The following is a 19,074-nucleotide window of genomic DNA, read 5'->3' as shown; positions in this document are numbered from 1 at the left end:
TCAACCGAAACAGGTGGTCAATTTGAACTGGAATTGGGTGGTCAATTTGACCGTTTTTTCCATTTTATTACTTAGATATAATTTAGATTTATTTTGTACCTTATTTGTACCATCTACTTGCAATGTATTGATTTATATACGTTGTTATTTTTGAAGAAGTGAAATAATCACTTTTTAGATTATATTTTAAAAGCCCCGATAAATTTTATCGGGGCTTTTTTTATGATGTACTTTGATTCAGCTTACAATCCATCAGCGCCTTTTGGAAATTTTATTTCCAGAAATGGGACGCTGTAAATTACACTTGAAACGATCAATTCCATCCACACGTTTGCCTGCGTGTTTGGTGTTGCAGTTTTCAACCCGTTCTCTCCAAAGTATGTAACTGCGGAATTTTAATTCTTTTTTCATTACCGCTTTAACTTCTGATTCTGATAATCCAAACTGAAATTGGATGGCCTCAAAAGGGGTTCGGTCTTCCCAAGCCATTTCAATTATTCGGTCAATCTGAATTTCTGAAAGACTGTTCCTGGTTCTATTTAAAATCATAATCTAATTTTGTTCAATGTTAATTAAAAAAGTGTAAACAAAAATACGAAATGTTTTAAATGATCAGTACATAATTTCAAAAAGCTTTAGCAGTATTTCCTATGATACTTTAACAAATAGGTTGTTGATTTTTTTGTATTTTAGGCATTCTAAAAAAGAAAAAATATGAAAAAGGCCTCATTTCTGATTTTGATTTTACTTTGTACCGCCATTTCTTACGGACAAAAAAAGAATGCGAAAGCAAAAGCTCCAGCAAAAACTACTTCAACTGCTTTGGCGAAAGCCGATAATCTCACGGCAGAAGTGATCAAAGGAAATTTTTATCTCTTTATAAATAACAAGCCTAAAAAAGATACCATCGGAATTAAAACGGTTGATGCCAATAGCCTGCCGAAAGAGTGTGCTTTAAAAGCTTTTACGGCAAAAGGAACACCTTTGTATTTATTAACTTGGAAAGAAGAAAGCACTACCAAAACCGACTTGAAAATAGAAGTAAAAACGGTTCTGTTTTCAGAAGTTTATGATGTGACTACAAAAACCAAGTTGTTTTCAAACCAACAGACAATTTCAAACATCACTGAGAAAGTGTTTTTAGATCGTTTAAAAAATGCTTCAGAAACGCAAGAAAAGGTGAGGAGAGAAGGTTTTGAATTCATTTTGACGCCAGAAGGCGACATTCAGCAAAAGAATAAAACACAGCAGAATACTTTTGCATTCAACGCGACAGATAAAAAATATGTAGAAGGAAAGCCTACAGTTGTAGGAACGGCTCCTGCAAAAGCATCAGCAAAAAAGAGAAAATAATAAAAAATCCAAGCAACTTGCTCGGGTTTTTTATTTAAAGATGTGCTGTTAAAAAAGCAATCAATTTGACGTTAATATCTTGCGCATCAACAGGATTAAAATCGCCGTGGCCCGCGTTGTAAACGTGAAGCTCATTCGTAATATTAAAAGTGTCTAGTTGCTGTTTTAAGCGCGTTCCCTGCGATGTTGGGATCAAGGGATCTTGATTGCCTGCAAACTGAATGGTACTCGCAGAATGCGCAGAAACAAATGTAATCGGACTTATTTCTGCATAAATACTTTCGGGCGGATTTTGCCCAATCAAATAAGGTAAAGTCGTATCGATCGCTTCATGGTTCTCATACGCCGGATCGGTAAAATCCGTCGGTCCCACAATACTGCAAACGGCTTTCACATTATGTTCAGTGTCAAATTTATAAGAATAAAGCATTGACAAATGGGCACCGGCACTGATTCCTAAAAATCCGTATTGTTTTGAAACGTTGAAATTGTTGTTTTTAAGATAGCTTACAACAGATTGAATATCGTTAATTTGGTTTGGATAGGCGGGAGTTGCTAAAGTGCCCAAGCGATAGCCAATATTAACAATGGCATAATCAGGAAACTGTGATCTGATTCCGAAGGCAAGCGCTGTCATATCATTTTTGGAACCGCTTTTCCAACCTCCACCGTGAACCAAAAACAAAACTTTTGTAGTCGAAGAAGTTCTTCTTGCTGGCAAATAAATATCAATTAATTGCTGTGGATTCGTTCCGTATGGAACATCCAGCAATGTTTCAGCATTCAAGTTTGAAGAAACAGGAGCGGAGTCGTCAGGCGAACAGCTTGAAAAAATCGCCAGAAATAATACGAATAGATAACTTTTCATAGCTACTGATTTTATTTCTATGAAGTTCGGAAAAATTTTGATGTGAGATATCTTTTTTAACTTTTAGGCATAAAAAAACCGAGCGTTTGGCTCGGTTTTAAAAAATACAGTTTAAAATCTATTCTATAATTTTGATCTCAAACATTTTATCCCACTTTTTGCCAGTCACAAAAAGCGTTTTTGTTTTTGGGTTATAGGCCAATCCGTTTAAAACATCGTTTCCAGGATCGTGCCCCACCATATTGATTTTTGTTTTCAATTCTCTTAAATCAATAATTCCTTCCACAGCGCCTGTCTTTGGGTCAATTACTGCAACGGCATCTTTTTGGTACACATTTCCATAAATTTTTCCTTCCACCCATTCCAGCTCGTTTACTGCTTTCACTTTGCTCGCTTCAGAATAAACGTTCAGGTAATCAACTTCCTTCAAAGTTTCAGGATCTAAAACCCAAATCTTCTCTGTTCCGTCAGATTGGTACAGCAATTTTCCATCATTGCACAATCCCCAGCCTTCCACTTTTTTCGGATATTCAAAAGTGCTGATTTGCTTCAGGTTATCGGCATTATAAACAAAACCGGTTAATTCTTGCCAAGTCAATTGATACACTTTGTTGTCTAAAATGGTAATTCCTTCGCCAAAATAACGCCCTTCCAGAGCAACAGATTGATAAATCTTTCCGGTTTTATAATCTGTTTTCATCAATTTCGATGAACCTCTTTGTCCCGTTCCTTCAAATAAGGTATCTCTATGGAATTCCAAACCTTGCGTATACGACGTTTGGTCGTGCGGATAGGTATTCACGATTGTATATTTCAATAATTTCGGAGTGATGTTTGAAACCACTTCTATTCTTGTGTCGATTTCCACATTTGAGCCTTCATAATAAATCAAGGCTTTTACGTTTTGGTAGCCCAATTTGGTATTCGCCAAAGCAAAATCCAACTTGGCATTTCCTTTGACCGCACCCGCTCTTTTCTCGTTTAAATAATAAATAACCGAGTCAATTACCTTTGCTTTTTCGTTCTTCAAGACCAACGAAAGTGATTCATTCGGCTTATAAACTTCTTTTAGGCCTGCAGAATCAATACTAAATAAATTTTTTTTCGCATTTTCATCTTCACCGCAAGAGATAATTAAGCCTCCTAATAAAATGAATGCTAATAACTTATGTTTTTTCATTACTATAAAATTAATCACCACAATATACAATGTTATTTTATAACCAACAATCTACTTGCAAAAATATAAAAAGATTGTATATTTGCACCGGCAAGTCCTACACGACCAGCTCCTGCAGACTCCCCCAGGGTGGGAACACAGCAAGGGTAAGCGGTTGTAGCGGTGCGATGTAGGTCGCTTGCCATTTTTTTTTAATCTTCCTTAGCGGAGGATTTTTTTTTTGAGCCAAACTTTAGGCTTCTTTTAAATGAAATTCCCGCTTACCGGTACAATCTTTTTCTTTTTTTTACCTGAATAAATTCAGTTTCAGAAAAAAAAGAAAAAGGATTTCCCCTGCAATCGGGGCTATTTTTAAACTTTGAGGCTTTTTTTAAATTTTTTGTAAGTTCCAAAGTCACAAAGTTTCAAAGTTGTATAAACAAAGCGTAATTCTCTTCATCCCTTAATGGTTCAAGTTTAAGCAACAACTTTGCGTCTTGGCGCCCTTGCGAGAAAATCAAAAAATAATTCCACTAAAAATCACTAAATTTGAACGCAATTTCGAAGAATCATTTTCTCGAATCATCGAAAAATCTAAAACAATAAATGTCAAAAATCATATTAATAACAGGCGGTTCTTCCGGAATTGGGAAATCAATCGGTGAATTTTTAACCCAAAAAGGACACACCGTTTATGGAACCAGCCGAAATCCAGAACGCATCACCAATTCAAAATTTCCATTGGTCGCGCTTGATGTCAGAAATGTCGAATCTATTGAAAAAGCAGTGGCTGAAGTCATCGCCAAATCAGGACGAATTGACGTAGTCATCAACAATGCTGGCGTTGGAATCACCGGACCTTTGGAAGAAATCCCGACTTCGGAAATTAAAAATAATTTTGAAACCAATTTCTTTGGGCCAATTGAAGTAATGAAAGCGGTTTTGCCACAAATGCGTTCGCAAAAATCGGGTTTAATTATCAACATCACCTCAATTGCCGGTTATATGGGATTGCCTTACCGAAGCGTTTATTCGGCTTCAAAAGGCGCTTTAGAACTAATCACAGAAGCACTTCGAATGGAAGTGAAAGAATTCGGAATCCATATCACGAATGTAGCTCCTGGGGATTTTGCAACCAACATCGCTTCGGGAAGATTTCATGCGCCGTTAATCAACGGTTCGGCTTATGAAAAACCATACGGAAACACGTTGAAAATGATGGACGAACACGTGGATTCAGGAAGCAATCCGAATGAAATGGCGATTGCAATTCACAAGATTATTCAAACTCCCAATCCAAAAGTGCATTATAAAGTAGGTGTTTTTATGCAGAAATTTTCGATAGTCTTAAAGCGAATCTTGCCTGATAAAGTCTATGAAAAAATGCTGATGAACCATTATAAATTGTAAATTCGTTACTTAAAATTTAAATAAATATTAATGAGTTTACAGGAGAAATATTTAAAGAATTTCATTGACGATAAAGTTTTTGTAGATATTTACACGGATCAATTTGAAGATTCTACTTTTGGATTTATTGTTAAGATTAGCGACGAATTTCTTTTATTAGAACAGTTTACCAGTATTGGTGAAATGAACGGAATTTCAGTTTTTAAGAGAGAAGATATTAGCAGAATAAGATGGAAAGGAAATGACATTTCAACTACCGAAATATTTGCCTTGAAAGAAAAAAGAATAGAAAATTTAGAAGAAATTGAAGTTGGGTCAATTACAGAAATTTTGAAATCTGTTTCCGATAAATTTGGTTATGTTACAATTCATATTCAAAATTTGGATTCTGGGATTTCTCTTATTGGAGAAATTGTTGAAATGGACGAAGGTGTAATTGTAATTAATGAATTCGGAACCTATTCTTCACTAGATCGAAAAATGCTTATGATAAATATCGATGAAATTACAAAAGTAGAAGCTGGAGCAGATTATGAAAACAACTTGAAAGAAATATTTCGTAAATAATTAAAGTAGTTAAACAAAAATAATATATACAGATGAAATTTTTTATTGACACGGCAAATTTAGCCCAGATTAAAGAAGCACAGGCTCTTGGCGTTTTGGATGGCGTAACCACGAATCCGTCGTTAATGGCAAAGGAAGGAATCACTGGAAAAAATAATATTCTGAAACATTATGTTGACATCTGCAATCTTGTGGAAGGCGATGTGAGTGCTGAAGTGAATGCACTGGATTATGCCGGAATGATTAAGGAAGGCGAGGAATTGGCTGATCTTCATCCGCAGATTGTGGTGAAATTGCCGATGACAAAAGAAGGTGTTATGGCGGCGAAATATTTTTCTGAGAAAGAAATAAAAACAAACGTAACATTGGTGTTTTCTGCGGGACAGGCGCTGTTGGCGGCTAAAGCGGGAGCGACGTATGTTTCGCCATTTATTGGGCGTTTGGATGATATTTCAACTGACGGATTGAACTTGATTCAAGAAATTCGTGAGATTTATGACAATTATGGTTTTGAAACAGAGATCTTGGCGGCTTCAGTAAGACACACGATGCATATTGTGAACTGTGCAAAAATTGGCGCTGATGTAATCACTGGACCGCTTTCTGCCATTGAAGGCTTGTTGAAACACCCTTTGACAGATATTGGCTTGGCGCAGTTTTTGGCTGATTTTGAAAAAGGAAATAAATAGTTTACAGTGATCAGTTCACAGATTTCAGATTATAAAAAAAATCCCGCTTTATAGAAGCGGGATTTTTTATGTAACGACTTTATTTTTTAGCGCCTAAAATATTACTTCAGGTTATCAGCAAACTTCACATCAAATAAATTGACAAATCCGTTTTTGATCGTGCCGTCAGCATTGGTAACAATTACCCTGTGGATTTTTGTGATGACCCATTTTGCTCTTAACTCTTCGAAGTTTTTGACTCTCAGTTCCGTTACATTCTCGAATTTATAGTTAGATAAAGCATTGGTCCATTTTGACTGATTGTCATCGACATTAATTGCGATAAAGGTATAATCTGGATGTTTGGCTTTCAAATCCATCACTTTTTTGTGAACGCTCACAAAATGAGATTCTGCATTTTCGGTCCAAAAGAAAATAACTGATTTTCCTTTTATAACTGATTTGCTGTTGACCGCTTCTCCGGTTAACGTGAACAAGTCAAGTGCAGGCAATGAATTTCCTTCCTTGAGCATTTGAATTGAATTGCCGATTTTGGTAATTTCATTCTGATTGCTCTTGTCTGTTGATAGCTGGTTATAGCGATCTAAAAATTTTTGATTGTTTACAATATGCTGGTCTTCTAATAAATAAGCGAAAGCAATGTTGTTTAAAACCGTATTTTTTATGTCTACGTTTTCAAATAAAGTATCGGTAATGTTTAATTTTGCAATATTTAAATCTAAAGCTTGGTCAGAAAGGGAATTATTTTCAGAAGAAACTTTTTCCATCGCCATGTTATTCAACAAGTAAGTAAGGTATTTTACAAAAGGGGAGAAATTGGTCAAGTTATGATTGTTGAATTCAATTTCTTTTCTGTAATCATAAAAATCTTTGGGTAATTTATCGCTTACTTTTTCGCCTGTCCTGATTTCATGAACTAGCGGATAAATTTCTTTTTTGGTGTAATAAGGAAAGTACAATGCTGATAATGCGAAATAATCAAACTCCTCGTTCCACTTGGCTTTTTCCTTCTTGGTTTCATAAAATTTCTTTCTGGTTGCAAAAGAAGAATCAATATATCTGTTGAATTTTTTGATGTCATAATCAAAAACGGCAAACATTTTATCTTTGTCAGACTCGTTTTTAAGGTACATTTCCATCAGATAATTGTTTTTTTCCTCACCGCGGCCACAAAAAATAATTGATTCGTCAAAATCGCTTGAATTCATTCTCACCATCAAGCTGTCATTTTTATCGAAATAAACATATTGGTACTCTGGTTCGTGCTTAAACGTATAAAGGCCTGGAGTTAAAGAATCAAATTTCTTGAAAAAACGGTTGTTTCTGTCAAGCGGAATTGTGTCAATAATTTTATTGTCCTTAAGAAATAATACATATCTGTTCAAAGGATTTGTGACTTCGCCACCAAAGTAAGCTGAATAATCATCACGATCAAATTTGTTGTTGCAAGAAGTAAGTAATAGCAAGTTCAAAATTGAAAACGATAGTACTTTAAAAACGTTCAAGTTGTGCATTTAGTTTGGATCTAGTAAACAAAAATATCAGGTTGTATCTGATTTCACTGTTAAGGCATAGTTAAATGTAAAAAGGCGTATTTATTTAGAATGTAATTAAATAGGGGGTTTTAATTTCAACAACTGCTTTAATTCATTTTGATTCAAAACTATATCGAATCGGATGCCGAAAATTGCACTATTTTTTCTACTTTTGCAAAACTTTTTATAAAAAATTACAATCAATGTTAACAGTAAATAATTTATCAGTACAGTTTGGCAAGAGAATCTTGTTTGATGAAGTAAATACCGTCTTTACAGACGGAAATATTTATGGAGTTATCGGAGCCAATGGTGCTGGAAAATCTACATTTTTAAAAATATTAGCTGGAGAATTTGACCCAACTTCAGGGCACGTCTTTTTAGAACCAGGAAAACGTATGTCGGTTTTGAACCAAAACCACAATATGTTTGACGAACACACGGTCTTGGAGACGGTGATGATGGGAAACAAAGTTTTGTATGCCGTTAAAAAAGAAATGGACGCGCTTTACTTAGATTATACTGATGAAAATGCAGATAGAATCGGGGAGTTGCAAGTACAGTTTGAAGAAATGAACGGCTGGAATGCAGATTCTGACGCCGCTTCGCTACTTTCAAGTTTAGGAATTACCGAAGACAACCATTATTCCTTAATGGGTGATTTAGAAGGAAAACTTAAAGTCCGCGTGCTTTTGGCGCAAGCACTTTTCGGAAATCCTGACGTGCTTATTATGGATGAGCCAACGAACGACCTGGATTTTGAAACTATTGCTTGGTTAGAGAATTTCTTGGCCAATTATGAAAATACAGTAATCGTTGTTTCGCACGACCGTCACTTTTTAGATGCGGTCTGTACACATATTTCTGATATTGATTTTAGTAAAATTAATCACTATTCAGGAAATTATACTTTTTGGTATGAATCAAGCCAATTAGCAGCGAAACAAAGAGCACAGCAAAATAAAAAGGCAGAAGAAAAGAAACAAGAATTGGAAGAATTTATCCGTCGTTTCAGTGCCAACGTAGCGAAATCAAAACAAGCGACTTCTCGTAAAAAGATGATCAGCAAGTTGAATATTTCTGAAATCAAACCTTCAAGCCGTCGTTATCCTGCGATTATTTTTGATCAAGAAAGAGAAGCAGGTGACCAAATCTTAAACGTTGTGGGATTGAGCGCTTCTGTTGATGGAGAAACATTGTTTACTGACGTAGATTTGAATATGGCAAAAGGCGATAAGATCGTTCTTTTCTCTAAAGATTCACGTGCAACAACTGCTTTTTATGAAATCTTAAACGGAAACCAACAAGCTGATGCTGGTACTTTTGATTGGGGAATTACCACAAATCAAGCGTATTTGCCAGTTGAAAACCATTCTTTCTTTGAAAATGATTTGACGTTGGTAGATTGGCTGAGACAATATGCAAAAACCGAAGAAGAACGTGACGAAGTTTTTATCCGCGGGTTCTTGGGGAAAATGATTTTCTCTGGAGAAGAAGCTTTAAAAACAAGTAGAGTTTTGTCAGGTGGAGAAAAAGTACGTTGCATGCTGTCAAGAATGATGATGGAAAGAGCAAACGTATTGATGCTTGACGAACCAACGAACCACTTGGATTTAGAGTCGATCACGGCTTTCAACAACTCATTGAAAAACTTTAAAGGTTCTGTGATTTTCACAACGCACGATCACGAGTTCTCACAAACGGTCGGAAATAGAATTATCGAATTGACACCAAAAGGAGCCATCGACAGATACATGACTTTTGACGATTATCTAGATGATGAAAAAGTACAAGAATTAAGAAAGAAAATGTATTCTTAAGGATTGAATTTAAATAAAATATAAAAATCCCGTAGCAATTAGTTACGGGATTTTTTAGTTTATAAGAGTTGGTTGGTTTTTGGTGGTTTTGTTTTTATATTATTTTCTAAATCTGCTGATAATCCAAATGATGACGGCCACAACCGCAATTACGATAAATACGCCAACGCCAACGCCAAAATTAAAAATTCCTTCTACCACTTCACAACTTGAAAAAGAGAGAAGGACTAATAGGATAACGCACATTCTTTGTATCTTGTTCATAATTTCTGGTATTAAAAGGTTTATAATTGGTTGGTTATTTGTTTTGTAAAGGTCTTTTCTTTTGCACAGAAAATTATTACATCATTCGTTTTTTACGTTATATAATTATGATTTGGGTAAATTGTCAGCTAAAACTGGAATTTTAATTTTACTTAAAACTAAATTTTACCTATTTTTACAAACCAAACACAACACTTCATTATGAGTCAAAAAATATTGCTCACTTCAAAAGAAGTCAATATCATTCTGCACCGTTTGGCCTGCCAATTAATTGAAAAGCATCTTGATTTTTCAGACACGATTCTTGTGGGAATCCAGCCTCGTGGTGTTTTTTTGGCCGAACGTCTTAAACAGATTTTAGTACACGATTATAACGTTTCAGAAATTGCCCTTGGCTATTTAGACATCACTTTTTTCAGGGATGATTTTAGAAGAACTGATAAACCTCTGGAAGCTAATAAAACGCAGATCAACTTTTTAGTAGAAAATAAAAAAGTGATTTTCATTGATGACGTTTTATATACCGGTAGAAGTATTCGCTCGGCACTGACCGCCATTCAGTCTTTTGGAAGACCTGCAGAAATTGAACTTTTGGTTTTAATCGATCGTCGTTTCAGCCGTCATTTGCCAATTCAGCCTGATTATCGTGGCCGCCAAGTCGATTCCATCAACAATGAAAAAGTCAAAGTAAGCTGGAAAGAGCAAGAAGGCGAAGATTTGGTTTACTTAATAACAAATTAGATAGTTCGAAAAATTCGATTTTTCGATGTTTCGAAATTCGAATGATCCAAATATCGAATAATCCAAAAATCGAAAACACACACAATGAAAGAATTAAGCGTAAATCATTTATTAGGAATAAAATATATCAACAAACACGATATTGACCTTATTTTTGAAACGGCCGATCATTTTAAGGAAGTCATCAACCGCCCGATAAAAAAGGTGCCTTCGCTTCGAGATATTACCATTGCCAATATATTTTTTGAAAATAGTACCAGAACAAAACTTTCTTTTGAATTAGCCCAAAAAAGACTTTCTGCTGACGTCATCAGTTTTTCTGCGGCGCAGTCTTCAGTCAAAAAAGGAGAAACATTGATCGATACCGTAAACAATATTCTTTCGATGAAAGTGGATATGGTCGTAATGCGTCATTCCAATCCTGGTGCAGCTTATTTTTTATCTCAAAATGTAAATGCAAGCATCGTAAACGCGGGTGATGGAGCCCACGAACATCCAACGCAAGGTTTGCTGGATTCTTTTACAATAAGAGAAAAATTAGGCGAAGTTGCCGGTAAAAAAGTGGTAATTGTTGGTGATATTCTGCATTCAAGAGTCGCGCTTTCCAATATTTATGCACTGCAGATGCAAGGTGCTGAAGTGAAAGTTTGCGGCCCAAAAACGCTGATTCCAAAATACATCGAATCGTTGGGAGTTACGGTAGAACCCAACTTGAGAAAAGCATTAGAATGGTGCGATGTGGCGAATATGCTTCGCGTGCAGAATGAAAGAATGGACGTAAATTATTTTCCTTCCACGAGAGAATATGCACAACAATATGGCGTGGACAAGGCGTTACTTGACTCTTTAAATAAAGAAATTGTGATCATGCATCCCGGACCAATAAACCGCGGCGTTGAAATTTCTTCAGATGTTGCCGATTCACAGCAATCAGTGATTTTGAACCAAGTAGAGAATGGAGTTGCCGTTAGAATGGCGGTCATTTATTTATTAGCTTCGAAGATTAAGCAGTAAGTCAAAAGTCATAAAGTCGAAAGTCATAAAGTTTGACTTTTTGGATTTAATAACTATAAAGAATAAAAATGCAAATAGAAAAAAACACACATACAACTACACTAAAAGATACTGACGGAAATGCAATTTCATTTCTTGAAAAAGTAACTTCTGATTATTCCAATTTTAAAGAACAGAATTTGGTTTTAGATATTTCAGAAGACAAAAGTGTTACTTTAGAAAACGTTTTGGCATTTTTAGGATTGTCAAATAAACACAGAAAAGCAAAAAAATCATTTGTGATTGTAGTCAAAGATTTTGATTTCAATGAAGTTCCAGAGGAGATAAACGTGGTGCCAACTGTCCAGGAAGCACACGATATTATTGAAATGGAAGAAATTGAAAGAGACCTTGGATTTTAATATTTAGAATTCAGAATTGAAAAGTTATATTTTCAACTCATAATTTATAATTCATAACTCATAATTATTTTGAATCTTACCATTTTAGGCTGTTATGCCGCAACGCCGCGAACGATTACCAATCCGACTTCTCAGGTTTTAGAAATTAGAAACAGAATGTTTTTGATCGACTGCGGTGAAGGAACGCAAGTGCAATTGCGCAAGAATAAAATTAAGTTTTCAAAGATCAGCCACATTTTTATTTCGCATCTTCACGGCGATCACCTATATGGTTTGGTGGGTTTGGTTTCCACGTACATGCTTTTAGGGCGCGTAGCCGATCTGCATATTTATGGACCAAAAGGAATTAAAGAAATTATTACGCTGCAGCTAAAACTCTCTAATTCTTGGACAAATTACAATTTATATTTTCACGAATTGACTTCAAAAGAATCAGAAACCGTTTTTGAAGATGACAATGTTATTGTAAAAACGATTCCGTTAAAGCACCGAATTTATACGAATGGCTTTTTATTCCAAGAGAAATTCACGGAGCGAAAATTAGACATCAATGCGGTTTTAAATTATGAAATCGACCAGGTTTATTACCAGAAAATAAAAAATGGAAGCGACATTACTTTAGAAGATGGACGCGTGATTCCGAATTCTGAATTGACTTTTGATCCCGAACCTTCTAAAAGTTATGCCTTTTGTTCAGATACGCTGTACAACGAAGAAATGCTTCCGATCATTCAAGACGTGGATGTTTTGTACCACGAATCTACTTTTTTAGAAACTGAAGCGGTATTAGCGCAAAAAACAATGCATTCTACCGCAAAAGAAGCTGCCAGAATCGCTTTAAAAGCAAATGCCAAGAATTTGGTGCTTGGCCATTATTCCACGCGCTATGAATCGATTTTGAAATTTAAAGAAGAAGCCGAGACTATTTTCCCAAATGTCTTATTGGGAAATGACGGCGAAAGTTTTTCTTTTTAAGTTTCAAATTTTTAAGAGGCTCGGTAGCCATGGTTTACTTTAGCTGACATTTATCATAGCCTTAATTTCTAAACTTTGTAACTTTGCTTCAGCGCTTTCAATCTTTAGCGCCCATAACTAAGCACCTCAAAAAATGAAAGACTTAAGCGACTACAGAAAATCTTATGAAAAAAGCGAACTTTTAGAAAGTTCTATTTCCAAAAATCCTTTTGAATTGTTTGCACAATGGTTTCAGGAAGCTGAAGAAATTGGCGGATCGGAAGAAATTAACGCGATGACCGTTGCTACAATTGGCTTGGACGGATTTCCGAAAAACAGGGTAGTGCTCTTGAAGCAATTCACTGATGAAGGTTTTGTCTTTTTTACCAATTATGAATCTGAAAAAGGCAAGGCAATCGAAGAAAACCCAAATGTGTGCCTTTCATTTTTTTGGCATAATTCCGAAAGGCAGGTGATCATTAAAGGAATTGCCACAAAAACTTCAGAAAAGATCTCAGACGACTATTTTTATTCACGGCCAACCGGAAGCCAGCTCGGTGCTATTGCTTCGCACCAAAGTGAAGTGATTTCTAATCGAAGTTTTTTAGATGAAAAAATACAATCACTTGAAAGTGAATTTGATGGAAAAAAAATAGAACGCCCGCACTATTGGGGAGGCTATTTAGTGAAACCGGTTGAAATTGAATTTTGGCAAGGAAGGCCCAACCGACTTCATGACCGAATTCGCTTTCAGCTTCATGATTTACATTGGAACATCGATCGTTTATCCTCTTGATTTATAGGAATAAACATATAAATATATTAAAATGATGTAGTTCATCGATTTTTTTTGGCAGTTCACCGATGTTTTTGTATTATTGATATGTCGAAAGGTTTTAGCCCCAATTAAATCTTTAGATATTTCGAGAAAGTTGTCCCAAAGCTTTTAAGATCTATAAAACTTAACCTACGAAACTATGACTGCAAAAATGTTCAGAACATTATTGCCAATGGCTCTATTGTTCACTATGATGTCTTGTTCTTCTGATTCAGAATCTGATGCTGAATTTGTTAATAAATCGGTTTCAACTGCCTTAGTTGAAAATTATGAATATGATTCAACTGAATTAGAACTTGTCAATTTGATCAATTCCCACAGGCAATCACTTAATTTACCAACTTTACAGCCGATCAACCATATTTCTTATAAGTCAGAGGAGCACAATGCTTATATGATTCAAAATAATGTTGTAAATCATGATTTTTTTAATGAGCGTTCAGAGAATTTGATTCAGGTTCTTGGAGCAGTTAGAGTTAGTGAAAATGTGGCTTACAATTATAATACACCAGAAGCAGCCATGAATGCTTGGTTAAATAGTCCGGGTCATAAAGCAAATATAGAAGGAGATTTTACGCATTTTGGTATATCTGTAAGCGTAAATCCAGAAACAGGCCGTAAATATTATACGAACATGTTTATAAAAAAATAAAGAGTCATCACTCCAAAAGTAAGACTGCAATCCTGCGGTCTTTTTTTTGGCAAAGATGAAAAAAAATGTTATTTAAATTTGCCACTGAAATTCTTGATAGCTGTCCCTAAAGGAATTTTTTTTTATACAATTAATATTAGATGGGGTTTAATTTTCTTGAGTCATTATTTTTGGGAATGTCCAAAAGAATGAAAAAATAATTAAGAATATCCTTTTGTTTTGATTCCTATCTTAAGAAATAAAGAACGCAAAAACTATTGTATGGGGATGTATTTTTAATACATTATGATAGCTAAATAACAAAAAAAGCATTCGCGACGGCGAATGCTTTTTATTTGTATCGATGTAAAATTACAATTCAGTAATGATAAACTCACTTCTTCTGTTACGCTGGTGCTCTTCTTCTGAACATTGCACTCCATCTGCGCATTTATTAAGCAATTGCGTTTCACCATAACCTTTTCCAAAAATTCTGTTCGACTGGATACCATCTTTAACCATCCATTCAATAGTTGATTTTGCTCTCCTGTCAGATAATTTTTCATTATATTTTTTAGTCTGGCGGCTGTCAGTGTGAGAACGAACGTCTACTTTCATGGTCGGATATTCTTTCAGGACATCCACAATTTTTGCCAAATCAACTGCGGCATCTGGTCTGATATTCCATTTGTCTAAATCAAAATAAATGATTTTTATGCCAAAAGTCTTGGCAAGGTCATCCCCAACTTTAACTGATTTTATTCGCTTCTCTAAAGGAATAGGAAGATCTGTTTCACCGCTTTCTTTCGGAATGAAAATTTTCTGTTCTTTGGTCACATATTCTTCTTTTTCACCTCGTACATAGTAAGACGTATCACATTCCACTTCTTCAAAAGAATATTTTCCAGAAGCATCTGAAGTTACTTCTTGCAGCTTATTAAATTTTTCATCAAATAAGGTAACTTTTGCATTTGCTATAATAGCTCCAGTTTCTTGGTCGGTTACAATTCCTGAAAGTAACTGCCTGCATTCAAAGCTTAAAGGTTTTGTTTCTAAAAATTTATAAATATCATCGTTCCCTTGGCCACCTTCACGGTTAGAGCTAATAAACCCGACTTTTGTTTTGGAATTAATCAAGAATCCAAAATCGTCTTGTTTGGTATTTGCCGGTTCGCCGATATTCTGAATTTCACTAAAGCTATTTTTTTCAATTTTTGCCATAAAAACATCCAATCCGCCTAAACCAGGATGGCCGTCAGAGGCAAAATAAATTTCATTGTCATCAGAAATGAATGGGAAAGTTTCCCTGCCGGGGGTATTTATTTTCGGGCCTAAATTTACAGGATCTCCAAAACTTCCATCCGCTTTAATTTCAACTTTAAACAAATCTGAAGAACCTAATGTTCCGGGCATGTCAGAAGCAAAATATAACGTTTTTCCGTCTGGGCTTAAAGCGGGATGCGCCACGCTATAATTATTATTGTTAAAAGGAAGTTCAGTAACATTGGTCCATTTATCGCCATCTAATGTTGCTCTGTAGGTCTTTAAAAAAGTTACTTTGTCCGTGCTTTTTCCTTTTTTTCCGTCTAGATAATTGTTGCGGGTAAAATACATGGTTTTGCCGTCTTTTGAAAAAGCGGGAGTGGACTCGTGAAATTTAGTATTCAGGGTTTTTGCAAATTTTTGAGGTGCTGATAGAGAACCATCACCGCTTAAATCTGAAACATACATATTTGTGAAGTATTGATCTGTCCAAGCGTGCTTTTTCTTGGAGAAGTTTCCAGTATCTCTTGCAGAGGCGAAAACCACTTTTTCGCCATAAAAAGCGCTGCCATAATCAGAATATCCAGAATTGATTCCTGCATTTTCTAATTTATACCTTCTAGAGTTTTTCTTGATCTGTTCTAAATAATTTTTTTGGCCAGCATAAAGCTGCGCTCTTGTATCAATTCCTGATTTTTGGTTGAATTTATCAAGCATTTGATTTGCCTTGTCATATTCACCAATTCCTTTCAACGATTGAGAATAGCGATAAAAATATTCAGCATCGACATCTTCAGTCATCGCAAAAAGTTCTCCATACCACTTTGCTGCATTGGCTAGGTCAGCATTGAAATAATAAGAATTACCAAGCTTTTGAAGCATTTCAGGAGATTTATATCCTTTTTCAGCAACACGCTCATATGTTTTTATAGCGTCGATATAGGCATATTTTTCATATTTTTTGTCACCTTTTTTTACAGCAGCTTCTTGCGAAAAACCGCTCAAGCTGCTAATGCTGAAAAATACTATGTATATAAATTTAAATTTCATAATTGCTCGTATTTAGAAGAACCTTGGTGAAGTTATTTTGTTGTATTTATTGAAAAGCTCAAATCTTAAGAAAATTTCATGAGAGCCCGAGTTATACCTTGATAGTCTTGTGGTTTCTAAGTCATATCCATAACCCACAAACAGGCCGTCAGTAATTTGGAATCCAGCCATAACACTTGCTGCGGCGCTCCATCTCCAGGCTGCACCGATAGTAAATTTCTCATTGATCAAAAAATTTCCTGAAAGATCCAATTGTAAAGGCGCTCCTTCAATTGACTTAGCTAAAAAGGCAGGCTTGAATTTGACACTTGGGCTCAAATCAAATACATAGCCTCCAATTAGGTAGAAGTTCATTCTTTCTTTGGATACTGAAATTGAGTTGTCCTCATACCTTGTCGTCTCGAAGAAATTTGGAACAGAAAGACCTACATAGAGTTTATCGGAATGGAAATAAACTCCTGCACCAATGTTAGGTGTAAAATTATTGTCAAAATTGTAAAGGCGCGGGTCATTGGCATCAGCCGGATTTAATTTGTTTACATCAAGGCTAAAAAGGTTTGCAGTTCCTTTAACGCCAAAAGAAAGCTTGTACGTTTCAGACGTTTGTACGGTATAAGATATATCTGCTGAAATGGTATTCTCTTCAGTAGGGCCGATACGGTCGTTCACAAATGATAGTCCTACCCCAAGGTTGCTATTGTTTATAGGTGTATTGATAGAAAAAGCATTCGTAGTCGGTGCTCCATCTAATCCCACCCATTGGGTCCTGTGAAGCCCGAAAACGCTCAAAACTCCTCTGGATCCAGCATACGCCGGGTTTATATTAATTGTGTTGTACATATACTGCGTGTATTGGGCGTCTTGTTGCGCAAAACCTGCAAAACCTGACAACATCAAAGCGAAAAATAAAATTCTTGTTTTCATCTATTATATGTTTTTAATTCCGGGAAGGCTACTTCCCGGAAGTTTGACTTTTTTATCGGTTAATATACAGATAGCTTGATTTTTCTTTGCTGTTGCCTTCTGCGTCAGTATATTTAAGGATGTAGAAGTAAGTGCCCGATGGTAATTCCGAATCTTGTTTCACTGTTACACGTCCTTCAGATATTCCTCTAAAAACTTTAGTATTGTTATCATATCCTTTTGCATCAAATACTATAACACCCCAGCGATTGTAAATTTCTACACTATTATTTGGATAACAATCTAGACCGTCAATTTGAAAGAAATCGTTGAATCCGTCATTGTTTGGTGATATTGCATTGTGTACGTTGATTGTACAAGCTGGCAATACAACACAATCATCATTTACATTCATATTGATTTCAATAGTTCTCGGGCAATCGCCTCCAGGAATTACATAACTCAATAAATAATATCCAACAGAAACTTGAGTAGGGTTGAAGGTATTTCCATTCAAACCACCAGAGTTATTCGTGTCTATCCAAGTTCCATTCATTTCTACAGAAGAATCAAGCAACGTAAATAGATCAATTGAAAGATCCTCAATACATAATTCACTAGCAATCGTTTGAACAGGATTTGCTATTTTAACATTTACTGTTTGAGAAACGGTACCCATATTTCCACATTCGTCAGTTGCTGTCCAAGTTCTAATGATGGTATAACCTGAAGCCGTCTGATTTGTAATTACTTCGTCAAAAGTAGTGTTTTCTACTGAAGAACAAGCATCTATGAATTGTAAATCTGGAGCAACAGTTATGGTACTGCAAGTCACATTTATCACAGCATCAAAAGTGGAATTGGTTATTGGAGCCACGTTATCTTCCACTGTTATGGTCTGAACGTGCGTTGTTGTTAATCCACATTCGTCAGTTGCAGTCCAAGTTCTGGTGATGATTGAATCACCTGCACAAGCTCCAGGAGCTGAAACTTCAGTCATTGTTACTGTTGCCGTTCCGCAATTATCTGTTGCCGTTAAAACTACTGCTGTTGGAACCGCCGAGCATTCTACTGTTACATTCGTTGGAAGTGTTTCCACAAATGTTGGAACCGTTGTGTCTTGAACTGTTATTGTCTGTACGTGGGTTGCTGTCAATCCGCAAAGATCCGTTGCAATCCAAGTTCTGGTCAAGATATGGCTTCCTGCACAAGTTCCAGTTGTCGTCGTTTCTGTGAAAGCCACTGTTGCTGTTCCGCAATTATCCGTAGCCGTTAAAACTACTGCTGTTGGAACCGCCGAGCATTCTACTGTTACATTGGTTGGAAGTGTTTCCACAAATGTTGGAGCCGTCGTGTCTTGAACAGTTATTGTTTGTACGTGGGTTGCTGTCAATCCGCAAAGATCGGTTGCAATCCAAGTTCTTGTCAAGATATAGCTTCCTGCACAAGTTCCAGCTGTCGTCGTTTCTGTGAAACCCACTGTTGCTGTACCGCAATTATCTGTTGCCGTTAAAACTACTGCTGTTGGAACTGCCGAGCATTCTATTGTTACATTCGATGGAAGTGTTTCTACAAATGTTGGAACCGTTGTGTCTTGAACTGTTATTGTTTGTA

General features: G+C 35.8%; 19 protein-coding genes and 1 other RNA gene. 12 read left to right on the top strand and 8 right to left on the bottom strand.

Features of this window, described 5'->3' with window-relative positions; translation table 11 throughout:
* Positions 1-252: 252 nt before the first annotated feature.
* A complete protein-coding gene (locus tag EG849_RS14745) occupies positions 253-549 on the bottom strand; it encodes a TIGR03643 family protein (protein WP_125014097.1) in 297 nt (98 codons plus the stop codon).
* A 165-nt stretch (positions 550-714) separates the two neighbouring features.
* On the opposite strand from EG849_RS14745, the gene EG849_RS14740 reads away from it, so the two are divergent.
* Positions 715-1,353: a hypothetical protein gene (locus EG849_RS14740; protein ID WP_125014095.1), complete on the top strand. Its 639-nt coding sequence runs from the start codon at positions 715-717 to the stop codon at positions 1,351-1,353.
* Positions 1,354-1,387: 34 nt separating this feature from the next.
* Here the strand turns inward: EG849_RS14740 and EG849_RS14735 are convergent, their stop codons facing one another.
* Positions 1,388-2,221, bottom strand: coding sequence for an alpha/beta hydrolase (locus tag EG849_RS14735; RefSeq protein ID WP_125014093.1), 834 nt, complete (start codon positions 2,219-2,221; stop codon positions 1,388-1,390).
* A 118-nt stretch (positions 2,222-2,339) separates the two neighbouring features.
* Complete coding sequence (locus EG849_RS14730; protein ID WP_125014091.1) at positions 2,340-3,401, bottom strand: glutaminyl-peptide cyclotransferase; 1,062 nt, start codon at positions 3,399-3,401, stop codon at positions 2,340-2,342.
* Between the two features lie 88 nt (positions 3,402-3,489).
* Here EG849_RS14730 and ffs point away from each other — a divergent pair.
* The 4 genes from ffs to fsa all read left to right on the top strand — a co-directional run bounded on the left by ffs (position 3,490) and on the right by fsa (position 6,046).
* Positions 3,490-3,588: signal recognition particle sRNA small type (gene ffs, locus EG849_RS14725), an RNA gene on the top strand.
* 398 nt (positions 3,589-3,986) lie between these two features.
* Entirely contained in the window at positions 3,987-4,790 is an 804-nt protein-coding gene (locus EG849_RS14720) for an SDR family oxidoreductase (protein WP_125014089.1), read from the top strand.
* Between the two features lie 30 nt (positions 4,791-4,820).
* Entirely contained in the window at positions 4,821-5,357 is a 537-nt protein-coding gene (locus EG849_RS14715; protein ID WP_125014087.1) for a hypothetical protein, read from the top strand.
* Between the two features lie 32 nt (positions 5,358-5,389).
* Positions 5,390-6,046, top strand: a complete 657-nt coding sequence (gene fsa / locus EG849_RS14710) for a fructose-6-phosphate aldolase (protein ID WP_125014085.1) — start codon at positions 5,390-5,392, stop codon at positions 6,044-6,046.
* A 101-nt stretch (positions 6,047-6,147) separates the two neighbouring features.
* On the opposite strand, the gene EG849_RS14705 is transcribed toward fsa, so the two are convergent.
* The gene (locus tag EG849_RS14705; RefSeq protein ID WP_233581814.1) at positions 6,148-7,518 is read right to left on the bottom strand and encodes a TlpA family protein disulfide reductase; all 1,371 of its coding nucleotides are present in this window, start codon (positions 7,516-7,518) and stop codon (positions 6,148-6,150) included.
* A gap of 266 nt (positions 7,519-7,784) precedes the next feature.
* Between EG849_RS14705 and EG849_RS14700 the strand changes: the two genes are divergently transcribed.
* Positions 7,785-9,401 (top strand): ABC-F family ATP-binding cassette domain-containing protein, encoded by a 1,617-nt coding sequence (locus EG849_RS14700; RefSeq protein WP_125014081.1) that lies wholly within the window; start codon positions 7,785-7,787, stop codon positions 9,399-9,401.
* Positions 9,402-9,500: 99 nt separating this feature from the next.
* Here EG849_RS14700 and EG849_RS15765 read toward each other — a convergent pair whose 3' ends face one another.
* Complete coding sequence (locus EG849_RS15765; protein ID WP_199732355.1) at positions 9,501-9,665, bottom strand: hypothetical protein; 165 nt, start codon at positions 9,663-9,665, stop codon at positions 9,501-9,503.
* Between the two features lie 201 nt (positions 9,666-9,866).
* On the opposite strand from EG849_RS15765, the gene pyrR reads away from it, so the two are divergent.
* The 6 genes from pyrR (at position 9,867) to EG849_RS14670 (ending at position 14,265) form a co-directional block, all read left to right on the top strand.
* Positions 9,867-10,406 (top strand): bifunctional pyr operon transcriptional regulator/uracil phosphoribosyltransferase PyrR, encoded by a 540-nt coding sequence (gene pyrR, locus EG849_RS14695; protein ID WP_125014079.1) that lies wholly within the window; start codon positions 9,867-9,869, stop codon positions 10,404-10,406.
* 84 nt (positions 10,407-10,490) lie between these two features.
* On the top strand, positions 10,491-11,420 hold the full coding sequence (locus EG849_RS14690) for an aspartate carbamoyltransferase catalytic subunit (protein WP_125014077.1): 930 nt from the start codon (positions 10,491-10,493) through the stop codon (positions 11,418-11,420).
* Between the two features lie 68 nt (positions 11,421-11,488).
* Positions 11,489-11,821, top strand: a complete 333-nt coding sequence (locus tag EG849_RS14685; protein ID WP_125014075.1) for a ribonuclease Z — start codon at positions 11,489-11,491, stop codon at positions 11,819-11,821.
* Positions 11,822-11,890: 69 nt separating this feature from the next.
* Positions 11,891-12,796, top strand: a complete 906-nt coding sequence (locus EG849_RS14680) for a ribonuclease Z (protein WP_125014073.1) — start codon at positions 11,891-11,893, stop codon at positions 12,794-12,796.
* A 133-nt stretch (positions 12,797-12,929) separates the two neighbouring features.
* A complete protein-coding gene (pdxH, locus tag EG849_RS14675) occupies positions 12,930-13,571 on the top strand; it encodes a pyridoxamine 5'-phosphate oxidase (protein WP_125014071.1) in 642 nt (213 codons plus the stop codon).
* 181 nt (positions 13,572-13,752) lie between these two features.
* Positions 13,753-14,265, top strand: a complete 513-nt coding sequence (locus EG849_RS14670) for a CAP domain-containing protein (protein ID WP_125014069.1) — start codon at positions 13,753-13,755, stop codon at positions 14,263-14,265.
* 351 nt (positions 14,266-14,616) lie between these two features.
* Here the strand turns inward: EG849_RS14670 and EG849_RS14665 are convergent, their stop codons facing one another.
* The 3 genes from EG849_RS14665 to EG849_RS14655 all read right to left on the bottom strand — a co-directional run.
* Positions 14,617-16,557, bottom strand: a complete 1,941-nt coding sequence (locus tag EG849_RS14665) for an OmpA family protein (protein WP_125014067.1) — start codon at positions 16,555-16,557, stop codon at positions 14,617-14,619.
* Positions 16,558-16,569: 12 nt separating this feature from the next.
* Positions 16,570-17,481 (bottom strand): PorP/SprF family type IX secretion system membrane protein, encoded by a 912-nt coding sequence (locus EG849_RS14660; protein ID WP_125014065.1) that lies wholly within the window; start codon positions 17,479-17,481, stop codon positions 16,570-16,572.
* Positions 17,482-17,533: 52 nt separating this feature from the next.
* Positions 17,534-19,074: gliding motility-associated C-terminal domain-containing protein (locus tag EG849_RS14655; RefSeq protein ID WP_148096067.1), on the bottom strand; the 1,541-nt coding region annotated here is incomplete at its 5' end.

This window comes from Flavobacterium macacae (genome assembly GCF_003865365.1).
GTDB classification, from domain to species: domain Bacteria; phylum Bacteroidota; class Bacteroidia; order Flavobacteriales; family Flavobacteriaceae; genus Flavobacterium; species Flavobacterium macacae.
Note: the sequence above shows the minus strand (reverse complement) of the source record. Positions and strands in the feature narration are given on the sequence as shown.